We start from the raw sequence: 21210 nt of genomic DNA on the forward strand, positions 1-21210 counted from the left end.
CGCTTGTTTATTTTTGTAATATTTTGAATTAAAACCTATTTCCAATGGCTTTCAGGCTTTTTGCTTTTTAATTTTTAGCAACTAACTGTCAAACTCCCGATGAAACGACACGGTAGTTTTGCATAAAAACCGTTTTTCCTATAAAATAAAATAAAGGAAAAAACGTTTAAAAGAGGGGGCAAAAAATGTATTTTGGAAAAAGGCTCTCTGTGTTGTTGCTCTGTTTGGTGATGTCAGTTTTTATGTTTGCCGGATGCCAAAAAGATAAAGAGACTGGTGAGAATACCTCGGATAAGAGGGTAAGGCTCACATTCTGCATGTCCCAGACAGGCTGGGGTGGAGAAGCAGTCGATCCGGAATTAATGAAAGAAGTTGAGAAATATATTGAGGAGAAGACAAATATCGATTTGGAAATTATTGCACCGCCACAGAGCAGTTATAATGACAAGCTAAATATTATGCTTACCACAGGTGAGATGCCGGATATATTTGTTGTAAGAAAAGCAATGGATAATCTTCAGGTTATAGCTTCAAGGGGCTATACAATGCCTATGGATAATCTTATTGAAAATGTTCCGGAGATTACATCATTGGTTGACCCGGAGTATCTGGATTATCTTAGAGTAAGTGGAAGCCTTCACGCTGTGCCCATGTATGTGCCGCTTTCAAAAATCCTTTGGATTAGGAAAGACTATATGGATAAATATGAGATAAACTTGTCCGAAACTCCTACCACCGAAGAGTTTTACAATGAAATGAAGAAATTGAGCGGCAAGGGAATTATACCTTTCACTTTCCCGAAGTTCCTTGACAATCTGCCGTTTTTCTTTAATCCTTTCGGTGCTTATTATGGAATCGGGGTGGATGAAAATGGCAAATACTATGATGGGTTTAATACGCCTGAGGCGAGAGAGGCACTTTTATATGTTGCAAGGCTTTATCGGGAAAAAATTTTGGATCAGGAGTTTTTGACAAATGAAAATGCAACCATTCGGGAAAAATTGCTTTCGGTCAAAGCGGCATCCGCTATAGACTATTTTTACAGGTACATATATTTTGCTAACGAGAGCAGAAAAGTTAATGCATCTACGGATTTTGTCCCCATATACGAGCTGAAAGGTCCTAATGGACATGGCGGAAATCTCAATGAAGCCATTCAGGATGTTATCTGTATTTCTTCAAAGACAAAATATCCCGAGAAGGCAATGAATGAACATAACGCCGGAGCAATTGTATGATATCCCTGTAAATCTCTATGGGGAGGTATTTGGCAAAAAAACTCTTGATGAGATTGAAAAATGGTATGGTGACTTGGTAGAACGGGCATGTGCGGTCATCAATCAAAAAAAGGCCGAAAAGTAAGTGGGGTAATAAGCTCTGCAGTTGCTTATATCAAACAAAACTGCAAACGGGACATATCCCTTGGGGAAGTGGCTGAGTCTGTCAATCTCAATCCTTCTTACTTAAGCAGACTTTTTAAAGAGGAGAAGGGTATTCAGTTTGTGGAGTATGTAAGAAACATAAAAAATGGAGATGGCAAAGGAAATGCTGAAAAACAGCAATAAAAAAATCTATCAGATTTGCGAGGAGCTGGGATATCAAAGTGTGCAGTATTTTTCCACCATTTTTAAAAATATCGTTGGAATGACTCCTGTTGAATACAGAAAAATAAGCAAGTCTGAATGATTGAAAATTAAAAAAAGAGGAAAACAATGGACTAAAATAGGTGGGTATGATATCATATAAATTGTGTCGGAAGGTTTGTAACGCAATTTCCAAAGACCTAAATTAAAAGTATTGACGGTAAATATTAAAGTATATGGGGGAGTCTGGTATGAAAAAGTTTTTCTATGACTGGGTTCTTTGGAAGCATATTGCTTTTAGTTTTGTTGTTTGGTTGCTGCTTAAAACGGTTTGGTTTAATGCTTTTAATACAAATCCTTTAAGCATAGGTGTAATTGGAGGAGCAGACGGGCCAACATCAATAATAGTTACCGGAGAAGTATTTCCTCGCATAATAAGTTATGTAGTGCTAATTGCTATGTTGGCATTATATGTTCCGGTGAAAAAAGCATTTGGGAAGATTAAAATATAAATTTTAATTCTGCGGAGCTTTATACGGCAGAGATACTGTAAATTTCGTTCCTTCGGACACTATACTGGAAACGTTGATGCTGCCTTTGTGCTCATCTACTATGCATTTTGCAATTGCCAAACCCAATCCCGAGCCTCCGTGATTCCTTGAACGGGATTTGTCTACTCTGTAAAACCGGTCAAAAATCTTGTCAATATGTTCTTTCGGGATGCCTTCACCCGTATCGCTTACAGACAGTTGAACGGTGCTTGCGTGCGATTCCAGCTTTAGTGTGATTTTTCCTTCTTCGCCGGTATACTTTATAGCATTGTCCAATAATATTGTTATAAGTTGTTTTATTCGAAATTCGTTACCGTAAAAAATAATATTATCTTTAGTATCTAAAAGAAATTCTATGTCTTTCTTTTGGCAAAGAGGTGTAAACTCATCAAAAATTTTATGTACAAGTGCGCTTAAATCAAAGTACTCTTTAGGCATTTCATCTTCTGCATCAGCCCTTGCCAAAAACAATAAATCGTCAACAAGTTTTTTCATCCGTTCCAATTCGCTTTGAATGTTGCTTAGCCACTTCATTTGACTTCCGACAGTGTCATTTTCGTTTTCCATTACTATTTCCAGATTGGAATTTACTACCGCGAGGGGAGTCCTCAGCTCATGGGATGCATCGGCAATAAAGGCCATCTGTTTTTCCCAAGATGTTTTTATAGGTTTTATGGCTTTGTTTGCGAGGAAAAGACTTGTTGCAAAAACCAATACGACAGATAGCATAACAATGAAGGTACTGATAGAAATAAGCGGTTTGTACATTTTTTCTTCAACACTGTAATCGAGAAATACAATTATATATCCATACTCCTTGGGGATTTTCAAAAATTTAAATTTGAACTTGTCATCTGCAATTTGTCCGTTTCCTACTCCTTTTTCCATTGCTTTTTCTTTAAAGCTTTCCATATCTTCTTTGGAGATATTGATATTCATCAAATACCCGATAATTTCTTCGGAAGTGTCTACTTTTATATAAAAGAATCTAACCAGTCCGGAGTCAAAATTTGAATTTAGCCGTTCTTCGTTTGCAATGGTATACAATATTATATTAGCCTGAAACTCCAGAAAACCCTTTATCGACAGATATATACCGAAAAAAATGATAAGAAGGATCATTGTTATGCTGACAATATTCGTCATGACAAATTTGATTTTTAGCTTTCGAAACATATCATAATGCCTCCTTAAGGCAATAACCTCTTGCTCTGATGGTCTCAATTACAATTCCGCAGTTTGCTTTTGCAAGCTTTTTTCTAAGATATGAGAGGTAAACCTCTATATTGTTAAGCTCTATATCTGTCTGAAAACCCCAAATTTTCTCCAGGAGTTGCTCTTTTGAAACCACTAAGTTTTTATTTTTTATGAGAATTTCGAGAATTTGGGATTCTTTTGACGTAAGCTTTATGATTTGTCCGTTTACTTTTACTTCTCCCTTCATACAGTTAAAGCACATATTTCCTATATTAATTTCTTCATTTACCAATACTTCGCTTTGTCTTCTACCTAAAGCGCGTATTCTTGCAAGCAATTCGCTTTTTGAAAAAGGCTTTGTAAGATAATCATCCGCACCGCTGTCAAGGCCTTCAACCCTGTCTTTTACCGAATCTTTTGCTGTCAGAATGAGAACAGGAGTTGTAATTCCTTGTTTTCTAAGATCTATAAGAACATCAAGGCCATCCTTTCCGGGCAGCATTCTATCAAGGATAATGATATTGTACATCCTTGTCTCGGCCATTTGCTGACCTGATATTCCGTCAAAAGCAGTATCAACTATGTAATTGTTCTTTTTCAGAGTATGTACAAGTGCTTCGGAAAGGCGTAATTCATCTTCTACAAGAAGTATTCGCATTTTTATTCATTCCTTTCCCAAAATTGAAAGACTCTTGTCTTCGGTTTTAGAGGAAGTATTATCTTCTCATGCACTATTTTATCACAAGATACCGCATTTTTATATTCTTTCTATGATTTTTACGAAAAATGTTTTTTTATGCTTTTTTTAAGAAAAGATTAAGTTTAGTTTTTTAGAATGGTGTTGAATCAAAAATTACATTTTTTGATAGGGAGGAGATAGGATGTTCAAATTCAAGAATCCGGCAACAAAGGCATTATCAACTCTATTGGTTTTTCTTATAGTTATAGGGTTAATAAGCACTAAGGCGCCGGCTGCGACAAAAACGATAAAGATTATGCCGGTTGGAGATTCCTGTACCGAAGGTATGGGAGGAGGAGAAATGGGGTCTTATCGTACCGACTTATACAAACTTTTAACGGATGCAGGGCTTAGCATTGATTTTGTCGGTTCTCAAAGGAGCGGTCCGAATAGTTTACCCGACAAAGACCATGAAGGGCACTCCGGATGGACGATACCCCAGGTAGCAAGCAATATTAACAACTGGCTCAACACCCATAATCCAGATGTGGTATTTCTTTGGATTGGCGGAAATGACCTTCTTTTAAACAACAATTTAAACGCAACAGGTCTTAGCAATTTGATAGACCAGATTTTTACCGTAAAACCTAATGTAACATTGTTTGTGGCAGATTATTATCCGTGGCCTGATGCGATTAAGCAATACAATGCGGTTATTCCTGGAATAGTTCAACAGAAGGCCAATGCCGGCAAGAAGGTTTACTTTGTAAAGCTTAGCGATATCCAATTTGACAGAAACACCGATATTTCTTGGGACGGTTTGCATTTGAGCACTACGGGATATACAAAAGTTGCACAGCTTTGGTACAAATACACCATAGACATTTTGAGAGCTTTGGCAAATGGAACGCAGCCAACACCGAGTACAGCACCGACATCTACACCGGGCACAACACCGAGTACAACACCTGGTACAACACCGGGAAAGACAAAAACGATAAAGATTATGCCAGTTGGTGATTCCTGTACAGAAGGTATGGGAGAAGGAGAAATGGGGGCTTATCGTACCGACTTATACAAACTTTTAACGGATGCAGGGCTTAGCATTGATTTTGTGGGTTCTCAAAGGAGCGGTCCGAACAGTCTGCCGGATAAAGACCATGAAGGACACTCCGGATGGACGATACCCCAGGTAGCAAGCAATATTAACAACTGGCTTAATACCTATAATCCGGATGTAGTATTTCTTTGGATTGGCGGAAATGACATGTTTGTAAGCGGCGGCAGTCCGAATCCAACAGGTCTTAGCAATTTAATAGACCAGATTTTCACTGTAAAACCCAATATAACATTGTTTGTGGCAGATTATTATCCGTGGCCTGAAATGGTTAAGCAATACAATGCGCTAATTCCTGGAATAGTTCAACAGAAGGCCAGTGAAGGTAAGAAAGTTTATTTTGTCAAATTAAGTGACATCCAATTTGACAGATACACAGATATATCAGCGGACAATTTGCATTTGACGGTTACAGGATATTCAAAAATTGCACAACTTTGGTACAAGTACACTGTCGGTATTTTGAAGTCCATGGTTGATGAAACACAGCCGTCTCCTACTCCATCAAATCCGCCTCAAGGTAAAAAAGGTGACGTAAACTCGGACGGTCAAGTAAACTCAACGGATTATAGTCTTTTAAAAAGATATATATTAAAATTTGTAGGTGAAGATGCAATAAATGCGTCAAATGCGGATATAAACAACGATGGCAGAGTTAACTCTTCAGATGCTACAGCCTTAAAGAGAATGCTTCTTAGAAATTAGAAAATATTAGGTTTTTAACAATTGAATATATCTTTAGCAGCTAAATATATCTTTAACAGCCAAATATTCACAGAAGCTCTTCCCTCTAGAGCTTCTTTTTTTATATCCGGATTTTGAAAATGCCGAAGCATCAATCCCCCATTTCAATTTTCAGCACAAACAATCATATTTTAAATTATTTTTTTTTAGAATCATCAAAAGAAAGTGATTTTTCGAATTTTTATAATAAGTAGTAACATTACTATTTAATAAATAATACTTTGTTTATATTTAAAAATAAGCAAAAGGAGGGGAGCTGTAAGAATAAATTAGCTGAACGCAAAAAAGAGGGGTTTTAAGAAAAAAATTATCAATTTTTGCAAAGGAGAGGGTAAAGTGAAAAAAGTAGTTTCCTTGCTTTGTGTGCTTGTGATGTTGTCAAGCATGTTGTGTTCATTCACAGTTGGAGCGGCATCACCTTCCGGTTCGGGCATGCGTGACATTTCGGCAATAGACCTGGTTAAAGATATAAGAATAGGTTGGAACTTGGGAAACACTTTAGATGCTCCTACCGAGACCGGTTGGGGAAATCCTAAGACAACGAAGGCAATGATAGACAAAGTAAAAGAAATGGGCTTTAACGCCGTTAGAGTGCCTGTTACCTGGAATACACATATAGGTCCGGCTCCGGACTATAAAATTGATGAAGCATGGCTCAACAGGGTAGAGGAAGTAGTAAACTATGTCCTTGACAACGGTATGTATGCCATCATAAATATTCATCACGACAATTCATGGATTGTACCTACATATGCTAAAGAGCAACAGAGTAAAGAAAAGCTGATAAAGGTTTGGGAACAGATTGCTGCACGCTTTAAAAACTATAATGACTATTTGCTTTTTGAAACAATGAATGAACCAAGAGTAGAGGGCTCACCCCAGGAATGGACGGGGGGAACATATGAAAACCGAGATGTAATAAATAGATTTAACTTGGCTGCCGTTAACACAATCCGGGCAAGCGGCGGAAACAACGACAAGAGGTTTATACTTGTTCCTACCAATGCAGCAACCGGCCTTGATGTTGCACTAAATGATCTTGTCATTCCAAACAACGACAGCAGAGTAATAGTATCCATACATGCTTATTCACCGTATTTCTTTGCTATGGATATTAACGGAACTTCGTATTGGGGAAGTGATAGTGACAAGGCTTCTCTTACATCTGAACTTGATGCATTTTACAATAGATTTGTAAAGAACGGCAGGGCTGTAATTATTGGAGAATTCGGAACTATTGACAAGAGAAACCTTTCTTCAAGGGTTGCCCATGCGGAGCATTATGCCAAGGAAGCAGCTGCAAGAGGAATTGCAGTCTTCTGGTGGGACAACGGTTATTATAATCCGGGTGATTCAGAGACTTATGCTTTGCTGGACAGACGAAATCTCAAATGGTATTATCCTGAAATTGCCGAGGCGCTGATTAGAGGTGCCGGAGGAAAACCTTCAGTTACACCAGTAACTTCTTCAACTCCGTCGTCAACCCCGACATCATCATCAACTCCGATATTTACACCTACTCCGATATCTAATGTTTTATACGGTGATGTAAACGGAGACGGAAAAGTGAATTCTACAGATTATTCAATGCTAAAAAGATATATTTTGCGCGGTATAAATGATTTTCCGAATCCAAACGGCAAAATTGCCGCAGATGTGAACGCAGACCAGAAAATCAATTCTACGGACTTGGCGTTACTGAATAAATACATACTGCGCTTAATAGATAAATTCCCTGCAGAAGATGCTCAAACAAACAATCCGGGAATTTTGTACAACGGAAGATTTGATTTTTCAGATCCGAACGGTGCAAAATGTGCATGGTCAGCAAGCAATGTCGAATTGAATTTCTACGGCACAGAAGCCAGTGTGACTATCAAATCCGGCGGCGAAAACTGGTTCCAGGCTTTTGTAGACGGTGAACCTCTTGCTCCTTTCTCGGTTAACACAACAACGTCAACCGTAAAGCTTGTAAGCGGTCTTACAGAGGGAGCACATCATCTTGTTTTGTGGAAGAGAACAGAGGCATCCTTGGGAGAAGTACAGTTCCTTGGGTTTGACTTCGGCTCCGGAAAGCTTCTCTCACCACCAAGTCCGCTACAAAGAAAAATAGAGTTCATCGGAGACTCAATTACATGCGGATACGGAAATGAAGGAGCCAGCAAAGAGCAGTCTTTTACACCGAAAAATGAGAACAGTTATTTGACGTATGCGGCGATTACAGCCCGCAATTTGAATGCAAGCTCCAATATAATTGCATGGTCGGGAATCGGACTTACTATGAACTACGGCGGCGCCGGCGGGCCTCTAATAAATGATCGTTATGGCTATACTCTTCCTTACAGCGGAGTTCAATGGGACTTTAGCAAATATGTACCTCAGGTTGTTGTAATTAATCTTGGAACAAATGATTTTTCAACCTTAACTGCCGACAAAACAAAATTTATAACGGCATACAAAAATCTTATGGAGGAAGTTCGCAAAAACTATCCGGATGCCCATGTATTCTGCTGCGTTGGCCCGATGCTTTGGGGAACAGGTTTGGATTTATGCCGAAGTTATGTCAAAGAAGTTGTAAATGATTATAATAAAAAGGGAGACTCAAAAGTATATTTTGTTGAGTTTCCACAACAGGACGGCAGCACCGGTTATGGAGAAGATTGGCACCCAAGCCTTGCTACTCACCGGTTAATGGCTGATCAGCTTACTAAGGAAATAAGAAGCAAGGTTGGATGGTAAAAGGATGGTTAAAAAAATGGCCTCTACTTGAAAGTAGGGGCCATTTTTTACCTTTTGAAATGAAAGAGGAAAGGGCTAATGGAATCGATGTAAGATATGGATTGGTGCTTTAAGTTAAAGGATGCGACAAAGTAAAAACAGTTAAATTTAACTGTGAAATATGGTATCATAGTATTGTACGACATATCTAATATTTCAGGGAGCTGTTTTGCGAAAAGGAAACCTGCTGAAAGTTATATCAAACTTAGAAATGGGGTATCCGTTAATGAAGCTTGAGGCAATATATCACAGACCTTATAGTGAGTTTGCATTTCCTATTGATCCCGATACTTTGGTAATAAGGCTTAGGACAGCTAAAAACGATATAAATAACTGTATCCTCATCTACCATGAAAAATACGACTTCACACAGCGGGGAAAAGCAAAGATGAATAAAGTGGCAAGCGATGAAATGTTTGACTATTATGAGGTGGAGCTTAATGTTGGAATTAAAAGATTTAAATATATGTTTTATCTTGAAGATGTTTACTCCGTAAAATGGTACAGCAACGACGGCTTTTTCGATTATATGCCTCAATGGGGACACTTTACCTATTCTTATATATGCAAAGAAGATATTTTTGAAGAGGTTGAATGGTTTTGCAATTCAACAATATATCAGATATTCCCCGACAGGTTTGCCAAGGTTCCTCCAGATACATCAAGTGTAGGCAGCAGAATGATACACGGTGGCAATATTAAAGGTATACTGGACAAGTTTGACTATTTAGTCAATCTTGGAGTTGATGTAATTTACTTAAATCCTGTGTTCAAATCGGAATCCTACCACCGCTATGATATTGTCGATTATTATGAAATTGATCCGGCGTTTGGTGATAAGAGAGAGCTCAAAGAATTGATAGATATGTGTCATAGAAACGGTATAAAAGTAATATTTGACGGGGTTTTTAATCATTCGTCGGATAAGCTTTTTGCCTTCAAAGATGTTGTTGAAAAGGGAGAGAAATCGAAATATGTAAATTGGTTTCACATATACTCCTTTCCCGTTGAAGCATATCCCAGACCCAACTATGAATGCTTTTCCTTTTACGGGGGGATGCCCAAGCTAAATACAGGAAATCCGGAAACGGCCCAATACCTTCTTGATGTGGTAAGGTATTGGACAGAAGAGTTTGGAGTGGATGGCTGGAGGCTTGATGCGGCAGATGAGGTGGACCGAAAGTTTTGGAGAAAGCTTAGGGATATGCTTAAATCTTTAAACAGGGATACGGTACTGATTGGTGAAATATATGATGAGTCGTCTTCGTGGCTTTGGGGAGACCAGTTTGACTCGGTGATGAACTATCCTCTAAAATGGATGGTAGATGACTTTTTTGCCCATAGGTCAATTGATGTGGAGACCTTTAAAAAGAGAATAAACGGATATATTATGAAATTTAACAAAAAGGTGTTGAACAGCTTGGTAAACGTAATAAGTACCCATGACACACCAAGGTTTTTAACTCTTTGCGACGGTGATGAAAAGAAGTTTGAACCGGCAGTGGTATTCCAATTTACCTTTCCGGGAGTTCCCCTCATATACTATGGAGATGAAATCGGGATGGAAGGCGAAGGAGATCCTGACTGCAGAAGGCCAATGATATGGGATGAAGCAAAATGGAACGGAAAAATCTTTGAGTTGTACCGGTTTTTGATTGATTTAAGGAAGAGATTCGATGCTTTGAGAGTGGGCGAATATGGCGAGCTTAATGTAACAGGAGGTAAGGGAATACTGGCTTACAGAAGAGGTCGGGGAGAAGACGGAATCATTGTCGTTATGAATACGTTGGACCAGAAGGAGAATATTTTGGTAAGGACAGGGGAGTTTTTCGATGGTGTAAAAGCCTTTGAATCCTTAAAAGATAATGAGGTAGTGAGAATTGAGCGAAAGAGCATAAACATATGTTTAAAGCCTTTTGAATGGAGGATTTACAAAGCCTGCGGCGAATTATAAAAAATATATAAAAAGGTATAGTGTCCTTTTGTATTTTTATCATTGGATATTATTGAAATTAAAGGCGAATGTGTTAGAATAATATGTATGGTCAAAGGGATGGGCTTTTGACGATAATAATATATAGGATTTGAGGGAAAACAATGAATTTTCAGTCGAAAAGTTATTTGAAAAATGAATTTGGAATTGATGATAGAGTACTTAAAATTGCCGAATCGGTGATAGAAAGTATTACTCCCGTATTTTACAGGATTGATTCTGTCCGGGAGTACAATCAGTATAAAGTAATCAAGGCAATGCAAAACAATAATTTAAGTGATTCCCATTTTGGGGGTACTACAGGGTATGGCTATGATGACAGAGGCAGAGAGGTTTTGGATGATGTCTACAGGGATGTTTTCAAAGCAGAGGATGCCATGGTTAGGCATCAAATTGTATCCGGCACTCATGCTCTGGCCGTATGTCTTTTCGGAAACCTGAGGCCTCAGGATGAGCTTTTGGCAATTACGGGAAAGCCCTATGACACATTGGAAGAGGTTATTGGCATAAGGGGAGAAGGGGGAGGTTCCCTAAAGGAATTTGGCGTATCTTACCGCCAACTGGATTTATTGAAGGACGGCAGTATTGATTATGAATCGATTAAAAGCGCAATAAACGAAAAGACTGCAATGGTTCTGATTCAAAGGTCAAGAGGATACGAATGGAGACCTGCGCTATCCATAGATGAGATTGAAAAGGCTATCAGCATTATAAAAAGTGTAAAAAATGATATAGTGGTTCTTGTGGACAACTGCTATGGAGAGTTTGTTGAAGACAGGGAGCCGGTGGAGGTTGGAGCGGACCTTGTGGCAGGTTCCCTTATAAAAAATCCGGGGGGCGGACTTGCTCCTACGGGTGGTTATATTGCCGGAAAGAAGGAATGTGTTGAAAAAGCAGCATACAGGCTTACCACTCCCGGTCTTGGAAAGCATGTGGGGGCATCTTTGGGGCATAACAGACAGATGTTTCAGGGATTGTTCATGGCGCCCCATGTAGTGGCTGAAAGCCTTAAAGGAGCGGTATTTTGTGCCGGCGTCATGGAGGCGTTGGGTTTTGAAACAAGCCCGAAAGTAAGCGACAGAAGGGGAGACATTATTCAGGCTGTCAGATTTAATGAGCCCGATAGTCTTATTGCTTTTTGCCAGGGGATTCAGAAGGGTTCGCCTGTGGATTCGTTTGTTACACCGGAGCCTTGGGATATGCCCGGCTATGATTGCCCTGTAATAATGGCTGCCGGAGCTTTTATCCAAGGTTCGTCCATTGAGCTTAGTGCCGACGCACCAATCAAACCTCCTTATACCGCTTATATGCAGGGAGGATTGGTTTTTGAACATGTTAAGCTTGGGATTATGATTTCAATTCAAAAAATGCTGGAAAAGGGAATAATAAAAATCTAATGCCGGAAGGTGGAAAAGGATGCCGGATGAGAACAAAAGAAAATCAAACGGAAGGATAAAGTGGGGAGGTCTTTTGGTTGCCCTGTTTTTACTGCTATATATTCCGTCCTTAGTATTTTGGGTTTACGGCAAGAATATCCACACGGATATAATAAGAATGGGAGAGCTGGAAGACTATGTAACCACTGATGCTTACATTATAAGAAACGAGACTGTAATCAATTCTCCTTCCGACGGAATCAGTATAAGAAATGTGGAGGAAGGAGAAAAGGTTGGAGTAGGAGATACCATTGCTACTATATTAAACAAGTCTTCGGAAAAACTTTTGGAGGATTTGAAGACTCTTGATTTAAGAATTATTGAGGCAAAAAGGGAAAAAACCAAAAACGACAATTTCTTTTCCGATGATATAAAAAAGCTTGACCAGGAGATACAAGAAAAACTGGTGTTTGTGATAAAGCAGAGCAACAAAAACAGTATTTCGGAGGTTAAGCAAATAAAAAACGACATTGATGAGCTTATTAAAAAGAAGGCTACAATTTCAGGGGACTTAAGCTATACCGATGCGAACATTAAAGCCCTTGAGAATGAAAAAAAGATACTGCAGGAGAGTATAAACGCAAATAAACGAAATATTGTTTCGGATTCGTCCGGGATAATATCATATGTGGTTGACGGATATGAGGAGGTTCTCAATCCCGAAAAGATACCGGAAATTACTCCGGAAATACTGGATATGATAAAGGTTGTCGAAAACGGCAATAAGTCGGATGATTTAAGTACACAGTACAACAAGCCTTTTGTCAAGGTGATTGGGAGCATAGACTATTATATAGTGTTTGTCATGGATAAGGAAGAGGCTGATGATTTTAAGGTGGATGATTACCTGAATATCAGGATTAATGATATTGGCAGAGTTGTTGACGGCACGGTTGCATACAAATCCAATGAATTTGACGGCAAATTTGTAATTGCGGTTCGTACCTACAAGGCTCTAAGTGATACTGCAGCTTTGAGGGTAGTAAACGTTGATTTGATTAAGAGCCGTTATGAAGGTTTGATTGTTCCTGTAAAGAGTCTTGTCAATATCAATACAAGCACTATGGAGGCAGAAATTGCACTGGTTAAGGCAAGACGGGCAACTTTTGTTCCTGTTAAAATTATCGGAAAAAATAACAATTTTGCAGTTATAGACAATGTTGAAAATTATAAAGACGGTGGTATCAGCTTGTATTCAAGCTACATTATAAATCCTCAAAATATTGAGGAAGGGCAGGTCATAAATTAATTTGAGAACGGGGAGTAGATTAGATGAGCGGAGAGTTGGATTATATCAAAAGGAATCTTTATTCTATAATGGAGAGAATCGAAAAAGCTGCTATAAAAAGCGGAAGAAGTGCAAAAGACATTACACTTGTTGCGGTGACAAAAACTGTTGAACCGGAACGGATCATGAAGGTTCTCGATGAAGGTATTTTGGATTTGGGCGAAAATAGGGTTCAGGAATTGACAAAAAAATACGATATATTAAACAGCAGGCAATGTAAATGGCACCTGATTGGGCACCTTCAGACCAACAAGGTAAAATATATTGTGGATAAAGTTTCCCTCATACACTCCGTGGACAGAATTGATTTGGCAAAGGAAATACAAAAAAGGGCAGAAGCTATCGGGAAAATTATAGATGTTCTGGTTCAGGTGAATGTTTCCGGAGAAGAGAGCAAGTTCGGTGTTTCTGTGGAGGAAGCATACGGCCTTGTCAGGGAAATAAGTTCCATGCCAAATATTAAGGTGAAGGGTCTCATGACAATGGCTCCATATGCTGAAAATCCCGAGCGCATTCGATATGTTTTTAGTAAATTAAGGGACTTATCTATTGACATTGGAAAAGAAAAGCCTGATAATAGTAATATGGGGATTTTGTCCATGGGAATGAGCAACGATTTTGAAGTTGCAATAGAAGAAGGAGCCAATATGGTTCGGGTCGGTACGGCTTTGTTTGGAAAAAGAAATTGAAGTTTTATTTTACAAAGAATGGTATTGACAATTAATATATTTTACAAAAGATAAACAGGAGGGAGAAATATGTCAACAATATTAAACAAGGTTTTGAATTTTGTAGGTTGGGAAACAGAGGATGAAGAAGAGGATGTTGAAACCGTAGATGAGTCCGAAGACCTTGAAGAGGAATTGAAAAAGCCCCAGTTTATTCAGCCGATAAGCAGCAGAAAGACTCAGAACAAGGTTGTTAACATTCATTCTGCTTCGCAATTTAAAGTAATAGTTATGCAGCCTGAAAGCTTTAATGATGCAAAGGATGTTTGCGATCATTTAAAGAGCAAAAAGCCGGTAGTTGTAAATCTCGGAAGTGTGCAAAAGGAAGTCGCCCAGAGAATAGTTGACTTTTTGAGCGGTGCTATATATGCTCTTGACGGAAATATCCAGAAGGTTTCAAGTGACATATTTATTGTAGCTCCGCATAATGTAGACATTATGGGGGACTTTAAAGGCGAAATAACAGGAAAAGCTGTTTTCCCATGGTCAAAATAGTTGGAGGATAGAGATATAAATGGAGGGTGACAATCTGACCATTACGGCACTTAGAGCCTTGGGCCTTTTATTGGAGATTATTCAATGGTCCATCGTTATACGTGCCATATTGTCTTGGTTTTCAATACCAAAAAACAACATATTTGTAAAGTTTATATTACAACTTACAGAGCCTATATTGTCGCCTATTCGTAACCTCCTTGAGAATACCTCTTTTGGAAGGAACTCCATGGTAGATTTTTCTCCAATAATTGCATTTTTGATACTTATGATTATTTCAGGTTTTATAAATAATATGATTATGATATAGAAAGAAGTTAAGGTGTATTGAATTATATGAATAAAGAAGCGGTATTAAAAGGGATTTCAAAGATTGACGACAAGCTTTTGGTAGCCAAAATTTTAGACAAGTATACCTTATCTCAGAAAGTTATGAGCAACATCCATTCGGATTTTTTGGACCCTTATCAGCAAAATATAGTGAGAAAATGCCTTGAAATGAGCGGTATAAGGGACTACATCTTTTTTGGGGGATTTAGTGGGGCAGAGAGAACAGTAGTTTTTTTCTGCCCTTATTATATGCCTGAAAATACGGATAGTGAGCTTTTTGAGCTTTTTGAAATACTAAAAATAAAGCCAAATACAAGGGAAAACTTTTCCCATCGGGATTATTTGGGCTCATTAATGGGATTAGGTATTAAAAGAGAAAAAATTGGAGATATTCTTGTTAGGGAAGATTTTGCTTTTGTGGTTGTATTAAAGGATATTGCAGATTATATTAAAATAAATTTGACGAAAGTCGGAAATGCCCGTGTTGAAATTGACACTGTAAATTACGATGAGCTTGAGACGTTAGAGCCAAAGGTAAAGGAGATAACTTCAACGGTTGCATCCTTGAGACTTGATGCTGTGGCAAGTGCCGGGTTTGGCATATCCAGAAGCAAGATAGCCGATTTGATAAGAGCCGAGAGGGTTTCTGTCAACTGGGAGACAACCAACAGCCTCACAAAGCTCATCAATGAGGGCGATACGATTTCAATTCGGGGAAAAGGAAGGGTAGTTCTTGAGAAAATAGGCAATACAACCAAAAAAGACAGGATTCATGTTTTACTAAAGAAATTTATATGACGAGGTGTTTGCTATGAACTATACGCCGAATGAGTTGGAGAATTTGACCTTTAAGAGAAGTGTTGTTGGCGGTTACAGCGAGGACATGGTAAATGAAGTATTGGATAGAATAATTGAAGATTATACCGCATACATACGCGAGAATATCGAGTTAAAAGACAAAGTGGCCGTGCTAAATGAGGCTATTTTGCACTACAAGAATATAGAAGAATCCTTGCAGAATACTTTGCTGATGGCGCAGCAAACGAGCGAGGAGATAAAGAGAAACAGCTACCAGAAGGCTGAGAATATTATAAAAGAAGCCGAAATTAAGGCTCAAAAGATAATAGACGAGGCAAATCAAGAAGTGCTTAAAATAAAGTTTGAATATGAGGAATTGAAAAGGAAGCTGCATTCCTACAAGAGCAAGGTGGAATCCCTTCTTCTTTCCCAGTTGGAGATATTAAAGCCCATAGTTGAAGAAGAAGCGGAATAAGATTTTGTAATTATAAAATATTGCAATCGATTTCTTGACATTAAAACGTCATATATTGTATAATTCTTTTAATTGAATAGTGAGAAAAAACGATGAGTAGAACGAGTAGAGGGCGAAACTTTTGAAGAGAGCAGGTGGCCGGTGCAAATCCTGTAAAGCCAGCCTTTGAAAATCATCTACGAGTTGCCGGCTGAAAGGTGTGAAAAGTTTTCGAGTAAGCTGGGCCGGCGGTGAGCCGTTATTTAAATTGAGTGATTGGGAATATATATTTTTAATATATATTCTGTAATAAATGTGGGTGGTACCGCGTGAGGAATTCTCTCGTCCCTTTTTGGGGATGAGAGTTTTTTAGTTTTACATACTGTTTATGAAGTTTATATTATTCAAATAAATATTACACTGATGGAGGTTTGAAAATGTCAGAAGATTACGGAAAAACTTTAAATCTACCTAGCACAGAGTTTCCTATGAGGGCCAATCTTCCTCAAAGAGAGCCGGAATTTTTGAAAAAATGGGAAGATATGGATATTTATAACAAGCAACTGAAGAAAAATGCCGGAAAGCCAAAATTTGTACTCCACGACGGTCCTCCTTATGCCAATGGCGGAATTCATCTGGGAACTGCTCTTAATAAAATACTAAAGGACATTATCATAAAGTATTATAGCATGAAGGGCTATGAGACTCCTTATGTTCCCGGATGGGATACCCACGGACTTCCGATTGAGCAGAGAGCCATAAAGGAATTTGGGCTTAAAAGACATGAAGTAAGTCCTGTAGAGTTCAGACAGGCATGCAAGAAATTCGCTTTAAAATACCTCGATGTGCAAAGAGAGGCCTTTAAAAGACTTGGGGTAAGGGCAGACTGGGATAATCCATATATTACATTGAACAAAGAGTTTGAAGCCAAACAGATAGAAGTATTCGGTGAAATGGCTAAAAAAGGTTATATATATAAGGGCTTAAGACCTGTATACTGGTGCCCAGATTGTGAGACCGCCCTTGCAGAAGCGGAAATAGAGTATGCGGAAGACACCACTCTTTCGATATATGTTAAGTTTGAAGTAAAGGATGACAAGGGTAAGTTTACCGGTATTGTGGATAGCCTTGAAAACACATATTTTGTAATATGGACCACTACCACCTGGACACTTCCCGGAAACCTTGCAATCAGCTTGAATCCTGAGTTTGATTACGGATTGGTAAAGGCAGACGGCGAATACTATATTATTGCGATAGAGCTCCTTGACAATGTTATGAAAGTAGCCGGAATAGAAGATTATGAGATAAAGGCGAAGTTTAAAGGAGAAGAATTGGAAGGTATGCTCTGCAAGCATCCGTTCCTTGACAGGGATTCTGTGATTATAACCGGAGACCATGTTACTGCCGAAGCGGGTACAGGTTGTGTTCACACAGCTCCGGGACATGGTGCGGAAGACTTTGAAGTTTGTAAAAAATATGACATACCTGTAATAGTACCGGTGGATGATAAAGGTTATCTCACTTCTGAAGCAGGGCAGTTTGCAGGAATGTATTATGAAAAGTCAAATGCTGCAATTATTGAGCAGCTTAAGTCAACCAATAATCTTTTGGCATCGGAAAAGATTGTTCACCAGTATCCTCACTGCTGGAGGTGCAAAGACCCGATAATTTTCAGGGCTACGGAACAGTGGTTTGCTTCAATTGAGGGCTTTAGAAAAGAAGCAATTGATGCTATTTCAACTGTAAAGTGGATTCCCGAATGGGGTCAGGAAAGAATTACAAACATGGTGAGAGACCGCGGTGACTGGTGTATTTCAAGGCAAAGAATATGGGGAGTGCCCATTCCGATATTCTACTGCAAGGATTGTAAGAAGGAACTTATAAATGACGATACAATTAAAGCTGTTGCAAAGCTCTTTGCCGAAAAGGGTTCCGATGCTTGGTATGAGTATGACGCAAAGGATATTTTGCCCGAAGGCACCAAGTGCGAGTGTGGCTGCTTTGAGTTTACCAAGGAAAAAGACATTATGGACGTATGGTTCGATTCGGGTTCCAGTCACTCTGCTGTTCTTGAGACAACAGAAGGGCTGACATGGCCGGCAGATATGTATCTGGAAGGAAGCGACCAGCATAGAGGATGGTTCCAGTCTTCGCTCCTTACGGCAGTTGCCACAAAAGGCGCAGCTCCCTACAAGACAGTACTGACCCACGGTTATGTGGTTGACGGTGAAGGAAGAAAGATGTCCAAGTCTTTGGGTAACGGAATCGATCCTGAGGATGTAATAAAGGAATACGGAGCGGATATATTAAGACTATGGGTTGCATCTTCGGACTATAAGACGGATATTAGAATATCCAAGGATATATTAAAGCAGCTTTCTGAAGTGTACAGAAAGATTAGAAATACTTGCAGATATATACTGGGCAACATATATGATTTTGACCCGAACAAGGATACGGTAAGCTATGAAGAGCTGAACGAGCTTGATAAATGGGCACTTATGAAACTCAACGGGCTTATAAAGAAAGTTAACGATGCCTATGAAAAATATGAGTTCCACATGATGTTCCATGCAATACACAATTTCTGTGTTGTTGATATGAGTAACTTCTATCTTGATATTATAAAAGACAGGCTCTACACCAGCAGGGCTGACTCAAAAGAAAGAAGAGCGGCTCAAACTGCGATGTATGAAATTTTGGAGGCTCTTGTGAAAATGCTGTCTCCGGTACTGGCATTCACCAGTGAGGAAGTCTGGCAGTTTATGCCTCACAGAAGCACAAATGACCCTGAGAGCGTACAGCTCAACTATTGGCCTGAACTGAATGAAAAGTATGAAAATTCGGAACTTAAGGAAAAGTGGGACAGAATAATTGAACTCCGTGATGTGGTATCTAAGGCCCTTGAGATTGCTAGGACGGAAAAAATCATAGGCCACTCTTTGAATGCAAAGGTTACTATCTTTGCCGATGAGTCAAACTATGACTTTATAGATTCCATAAAGAAGGAGCTTGTTACAGTATTCATAGTTTCAGACTTTGAGTTAAAGAAATTTGATGAGGCTTCTGACAAGTATTATGAAGACCCGGATGTAAAGGGATTGAGAGTTGCTATTTCCACGGCATCGGGAGCTAAGTGCGAAAGATGCTGGATGATTAGTGAGACAGTCGGAAAGAATGAAAAACATGCCACTCTTTGCGACAGATGTGCAGAAGTAGTTGGTTGATTTTACGGTTAATTTTACAGGCTAAAAGGTTTATCCTTTTAGCCTGATATAAATACCGAAGGGTGGGCTGATTGAAAGATGATAAAAATAAGCGTCAATTTACAGGACAGGAGCTATCCGATTTATATAAATACCGACTATGCCCAAATAGGCAGATGTGTTCAAAGTGCAAGACTTACAGGCAGAATAGTTTTGATAACCGATACCAATGTAGACAAATGCCAGTCGGAGGAATGTATAAAGGCCTTTTTAGACGAGGGCTACGAAGTGAGTAAATTTGTTATTCCCGCAGGAGAGGAAAACAAGAACCTTGAAACCACGAGGGATATTTACAAGCACCTTCTTGGTTTGAAACTGGACAGAAATGCCACATTGATAGCGTTGGGCGGTGGAGTTGTCGGAGATATAACCGGTTTTGCCGCTGCCACTTTTCTTCGGGGGATAAATTTTGTCCAGATACCCACAACTCTTCTCGCCCAGTCGGACAGCAGTGTGGGCGGAAAAGTGGGAGTTGACTTTGAGGGAAGTAAAAACATTATCGGTTCTTTTTATCAGCCGAAATTTGTATATATCAATGTTAACACATTAAAAACTCTGCCGGACAGGGAACTTAGAGCCGGGCTTGCAGAAGTAGTAAAGCACGGCATAATTCTGGATGATGAATTTTATGAATATATAGACTATAATGTTCACAAGATATTCAACCGTGATGAAGCAGTGCTCCAATATATTGCCAAAAAGAATTGCTCCATCAAGGCATCTGTAGTTGAAAAAGATGAGAAAGAAGGAGATTTGCGGGCAATTTTAAATTTCGGACACACTATAGGGCATGCAATTGAGACGGTAATGGATTTTGCGCTTTTGCACGGTGAATGTGTTTCATTGGGAATGGTGGGTGCCATGAGGATGGCTCAGTATCTTGAGATGATTGATGAATCTCTTGTAAACCGTGTAAAGGGAACTTTGGATAAAATAGGTCTTCCTACAAAGCTTGAAGGCATTGATGTTGACAAGGTGTACAATCAGATGTTTTATGATAAGAAAATTAAAGGAAGAAAGCTTATCTTTATACTTCCGCGGAAAAAAATCGGTGAAGTAATTCAGTGTACTATCGATGATGAGGATTTAATAAAAAGGGTGATTGCCAGCCTTGGTGAATGACAGCAAAGGCTGGCTTTCTTTGTGGGAGTAAAAATTAAATTCGAAATATTAAAAATTAAAATAACAAGAAGCGATGGCAGGAGCTTTCACCATCGCAAGCCAAATAATAAAAAGATTTAAGTTACTTTATCTCCACAGTATTTTGTACTTTTAAGATAAAGTTTGTCGGAATGGGAAAATCAATAATTTAATTTAAGTGTACGCACAATATATATGCGTACACCATACACAATTTTGGAAGGGTACAAGCCAATAAAAATTGAAAATAATTATAAAGTAAAAACTCCAGTGCACAAAGCCCCGGAGCGTTAATGTAAAGTTATTCGAATTCTACCAACCTTATTTTATTATCCTTTGCAAACTTGGTTATTTCCTGTTTGTATTGTTCGAAGTGATCCCAGTCCATAGGCTTTAGAACCAGAATAGGTTTGCTTGAGCCTTTTACGTGTATTTCGATCTTTTCGCTGGTTTTTTTTGAAAAAAGCCTTGTTACAGTGTAATAACCGAATCTGATTTCACTTATCTGGTGATAGTCAAGAAAAACGGGTTTGCCTTTTCTGTCAATTACCGTAATACCAGTCCAGTCCCTGTTACATGCGATTAGTCTGTTGCCATTCATAAAACACTCCTCCCAAATTACCCAAAAAA

19 protein-coding genes and 1 other annotated feature are annotated in these 21210 nt (G+C 38.9%); of the genes, 16 read left to right on the forward strand and 3 right to left on the reverse strand.

Annotated elements, in window-relative coordinates; genetic code table 11:
• Positions 1 to 185: 185 nt before the first annotated feature.
• The 4 genes from PLH43_RS00935 to PLH43_RS00950 all read left to right on the forward strand — a co-directional run bounded on the left by PLH43_RS00935 (position 186) and on the right by PLH43_RS00950 (position 2095).
• Positions 186 to 1238 (forward strand): extracellular solute-binding protein, encoded by a 1053-nt coding sequence (locus PLH43_RS00935; RefSeq protein WP_324359129.1) that lies wholly within the window; start codon positions 186 to 188, stop codon positions 1236 to 1238.
• Positions 1210 to 1362, forward strand: coding sequence for a hypothetical protein (locus tag PLH43_RS00940; RefSeq protein WP_324359131.1), 153 nt, complete (start codon positions 1210 to 1212; stop codon positions 1360 to 1362). Before PLH43_RS00935 ends, PLH43_RS00940 begins: the two co-directional genes overlap by 29 nt.
• 165 nt (positions 1363 to 1527) lie before the next feature.
• Entirely contained in the window at positions 1528 to 1686 is a 159-nt protein-coding gene (locus tag PLH43_RS00945; RefSeq protein WP_324359133.1) for a helix-turn-helix transcriptional regulator, read from the forward strand.
• Between the two features lie 148 nt (positions 1687 to 1834).
• Positions 1835 to 2095, forward strand: coding sequence for a hypothetical protein (locus tag PLH43_RS00950; RefSeq protein WP_324359135.1), 261 nt, complete (start codon positions 1835 to 1837; stop codon positions 2093 to 2095).
• A 3-nt stretch (positions 2096 to 2098) separates the two neighbouring features.
• Here the strand turns inward: PLH43_RS00950 and PLH43_RS00955 are convergent, their stop codons facing one another.
• Together PLH43_RS00955 and PLH43_RS00960 are read right to left on the reverse strand one after the other, a co-directional pair.
• Positions 2099 to 3310, reverse strand: coding sequence for an ATP-binding protein (locus PLH43_RS00955; protein WP_324359137.1), 1212 nt, complete (start codon positions 3308 to 3310; stop codon positions 2099 to 2101).
• A gap of 1 nt (position 3311) precedes the next feature.
• Entirely contained in the window at positions 3312 to 3989 is a 678-nt protein-coding gene (locus PLH43_RS00960) for a response regulator transcription factor (protein WP_324359139.1), read from the reverse strand.
• Positions 3990 to 4212: 223 nt separating this feature from the next.
• Between PLH43_RS00960 and PLH43_RS00965 the strand changes: the two genes are divergently transcribed.
• The 12 genes from PLH43_RS00965 to aroB all read left to right on the forward strand — a co-directional run bounded on the left by PLH43_RS00965 (position 4213) and on the right by aroB (position 20562).
• Complete coding sequence (locus PLH43_RS00965) at positions 4213 to 5832, forward strand: GDSL-type esterase/lipase family protein (RefSeq protein ID WP_324359141.1); 1620 nt, start codon at positions 4213 to 4215, stop codon at positions 5830 to 5832.
• A gap of 411 nt (positions 5833 to 6243) precedes the next feature.
• A complete protein-coding gene (locus PLH43_RS00970) occupies positions 6244 to 8610 on the forward strand; it encodes a cellulase family glycosylhydrolase (RefSeq protein WP_324359177.1) in 2367 nt (788 codons plus the stop codon).
• A 208-nt stretch (positions 8611 to 8818) separates the two neighbouring features.
• Positions 8819 to 10603 carry a glycoside hydrolase family 13 protein gene (locus PLH43_RS00975; RefSeq protein WP_324359143.1) on the forward strand — a complete coding sequence of 595 codons (1785 nt, stop codon included), beginning with the start codon at positions 8819 to 8821 and terminating at the stop codon, positions 10601 to 10603.
• Positions 10604 to 10746: 143 nt separating this feature from the next.
• Positions 10747 to 12039 (forward strand): methionine gamma-lyase family protein, encoded by a 1293-nt coding sequence (locus PLH43_RS00980; RefSeq protein WP_324359145.1) that lies wholly within the window; start codon positions 10747 to 10749, stop codon positions 12037 to 12039.
• A gap of 19 nt (positions 12040 to 12058) precedes the next feature.
• Positions 12059 to 13327 carry an HlyD family efflux transporter periplasmic adaptor subunit gene (locus PLH43_RS00985; protein WP_324359147.1) on the forward strand — a complete coding sequence of 423 codons (1269 nt, stop codon included), beginning with the start codon at positions 12059 to 12061 and terminating at the stop codon, positions 13325 to 13327.
• Positions 13328 to 13350: 23 nt separating this feature from the next.
• Positions 13351 to 14055: a YggS family pyridoxal phosphate-dependent enzyme gene (locus PLH43_RS00990; RefSeq protein WP_324359149.1), complete on the forward strand. Its 705-nt coding sequence runs from the start codon at positions 13351 to 13353 to the stop codon at positions 14053 to 14055.
• 69 nt (positions 14056 to 14124) lie between these two features.
• A complete protein-coding gene (locus PLH43_RS00995; RefSeq protein WP_324359151.1) occupies positions 14125 to 14589 on the forward strand; it encodes a cell division protein SepF in 465 nt (154 codons plus the stop codon).
• 19 nt (positions 14590 to 14608) lie between these two features.
• Complete coding sequence (locus PLH43_RS01000; RefSeq protein ID WP_324359153.1) at positions 14609 to 14899, forward strand: YggT family protein; 291 nt, start codon at positions 14609 to 14611, stop codon at positions 14897 to 14899.
• 26 nt (positions 14900 to 14925) lie between these two features.
• Positions 14926 to 15717: a YlmH/Sll1252 family protein gene (locus PLH43_RS01005; protein WP_324359155.1), complete on the forward strand. Its 792-nt coding sequence runs from the start codon at positions 14926 to 14928 to the stop codon at positions 15715 to 15717.
• Positions 15718 to 15730: 13 nt separating this feature from the next.
• Positions 15731 to 16192, forward strand: coding sequence for a DivIVA domain-containing protein (locus PLH43_RS01010; RefSeq protein ID WP_324359157.1), 462 nt, complete (start codon positions 15731 to 15733; stop codon positions 16190 to 16192).
• An 83-nt stretch (positions 16193 to 16275) separates the two neighbouring features.
• Positions 16276 to 16524: a binding site (T-box leader), on the forward strand.
• Positions 16525 to 16608: 84 nt separating this feature from the next.
• Positions 16609 to 19401 (forward strand): isoleucine--tRNA ligase, encoded by a 2793-nt coding sequence (gene ileS / locus PLH43_RS01015; protein WP_324359159.1) that lies wholly within the window; start codon positions 16609 to 16611, stop codon positions 19399 to 19401.
• A 78-nt stretch (positions 19402 to 19479) separates the two neighbouring features.
• On the forward strand, positions 19480 to 20562 hold the full coding sequence (gene aroB / locus PLH43_RS01020; RefSeq protein ID WP_324359161.1) for a 3-dehydroquinate synthase: 1083 nt from the start codon (positions 19480 to 19482) through the stop codon (positions 20560 to 20562).
• Between the two features lie 319 nt (positions 20563 to 20881).
• Here the strand turns inward: aroB and PLH43_RS01025 are convergent, their stop codons facing one another.
• The gene (locus PLH43_RS01025; RefSeq protein ID WP_324359163.1) at positions 20882 to 21181 is read right to left on the reverse strand and encodes a hypothetical protein; all 300 of its coding nucleotides are present in this window, start codon (positions 21179 to 21181) and stop codon (positions 20882 to 20884) included.
• Positions 21182 to 21210: the final 29 nt, after the last annotated feature.

Origin of the sequence: Acetivibrio sp., from assembly GCF_035371925.1 — a bacterium.
Lineage (GTDB): Bacteria > Bacillota > Clostridia > Acetivibrionales > Acetivibrionaceae > Hungateiclostridium.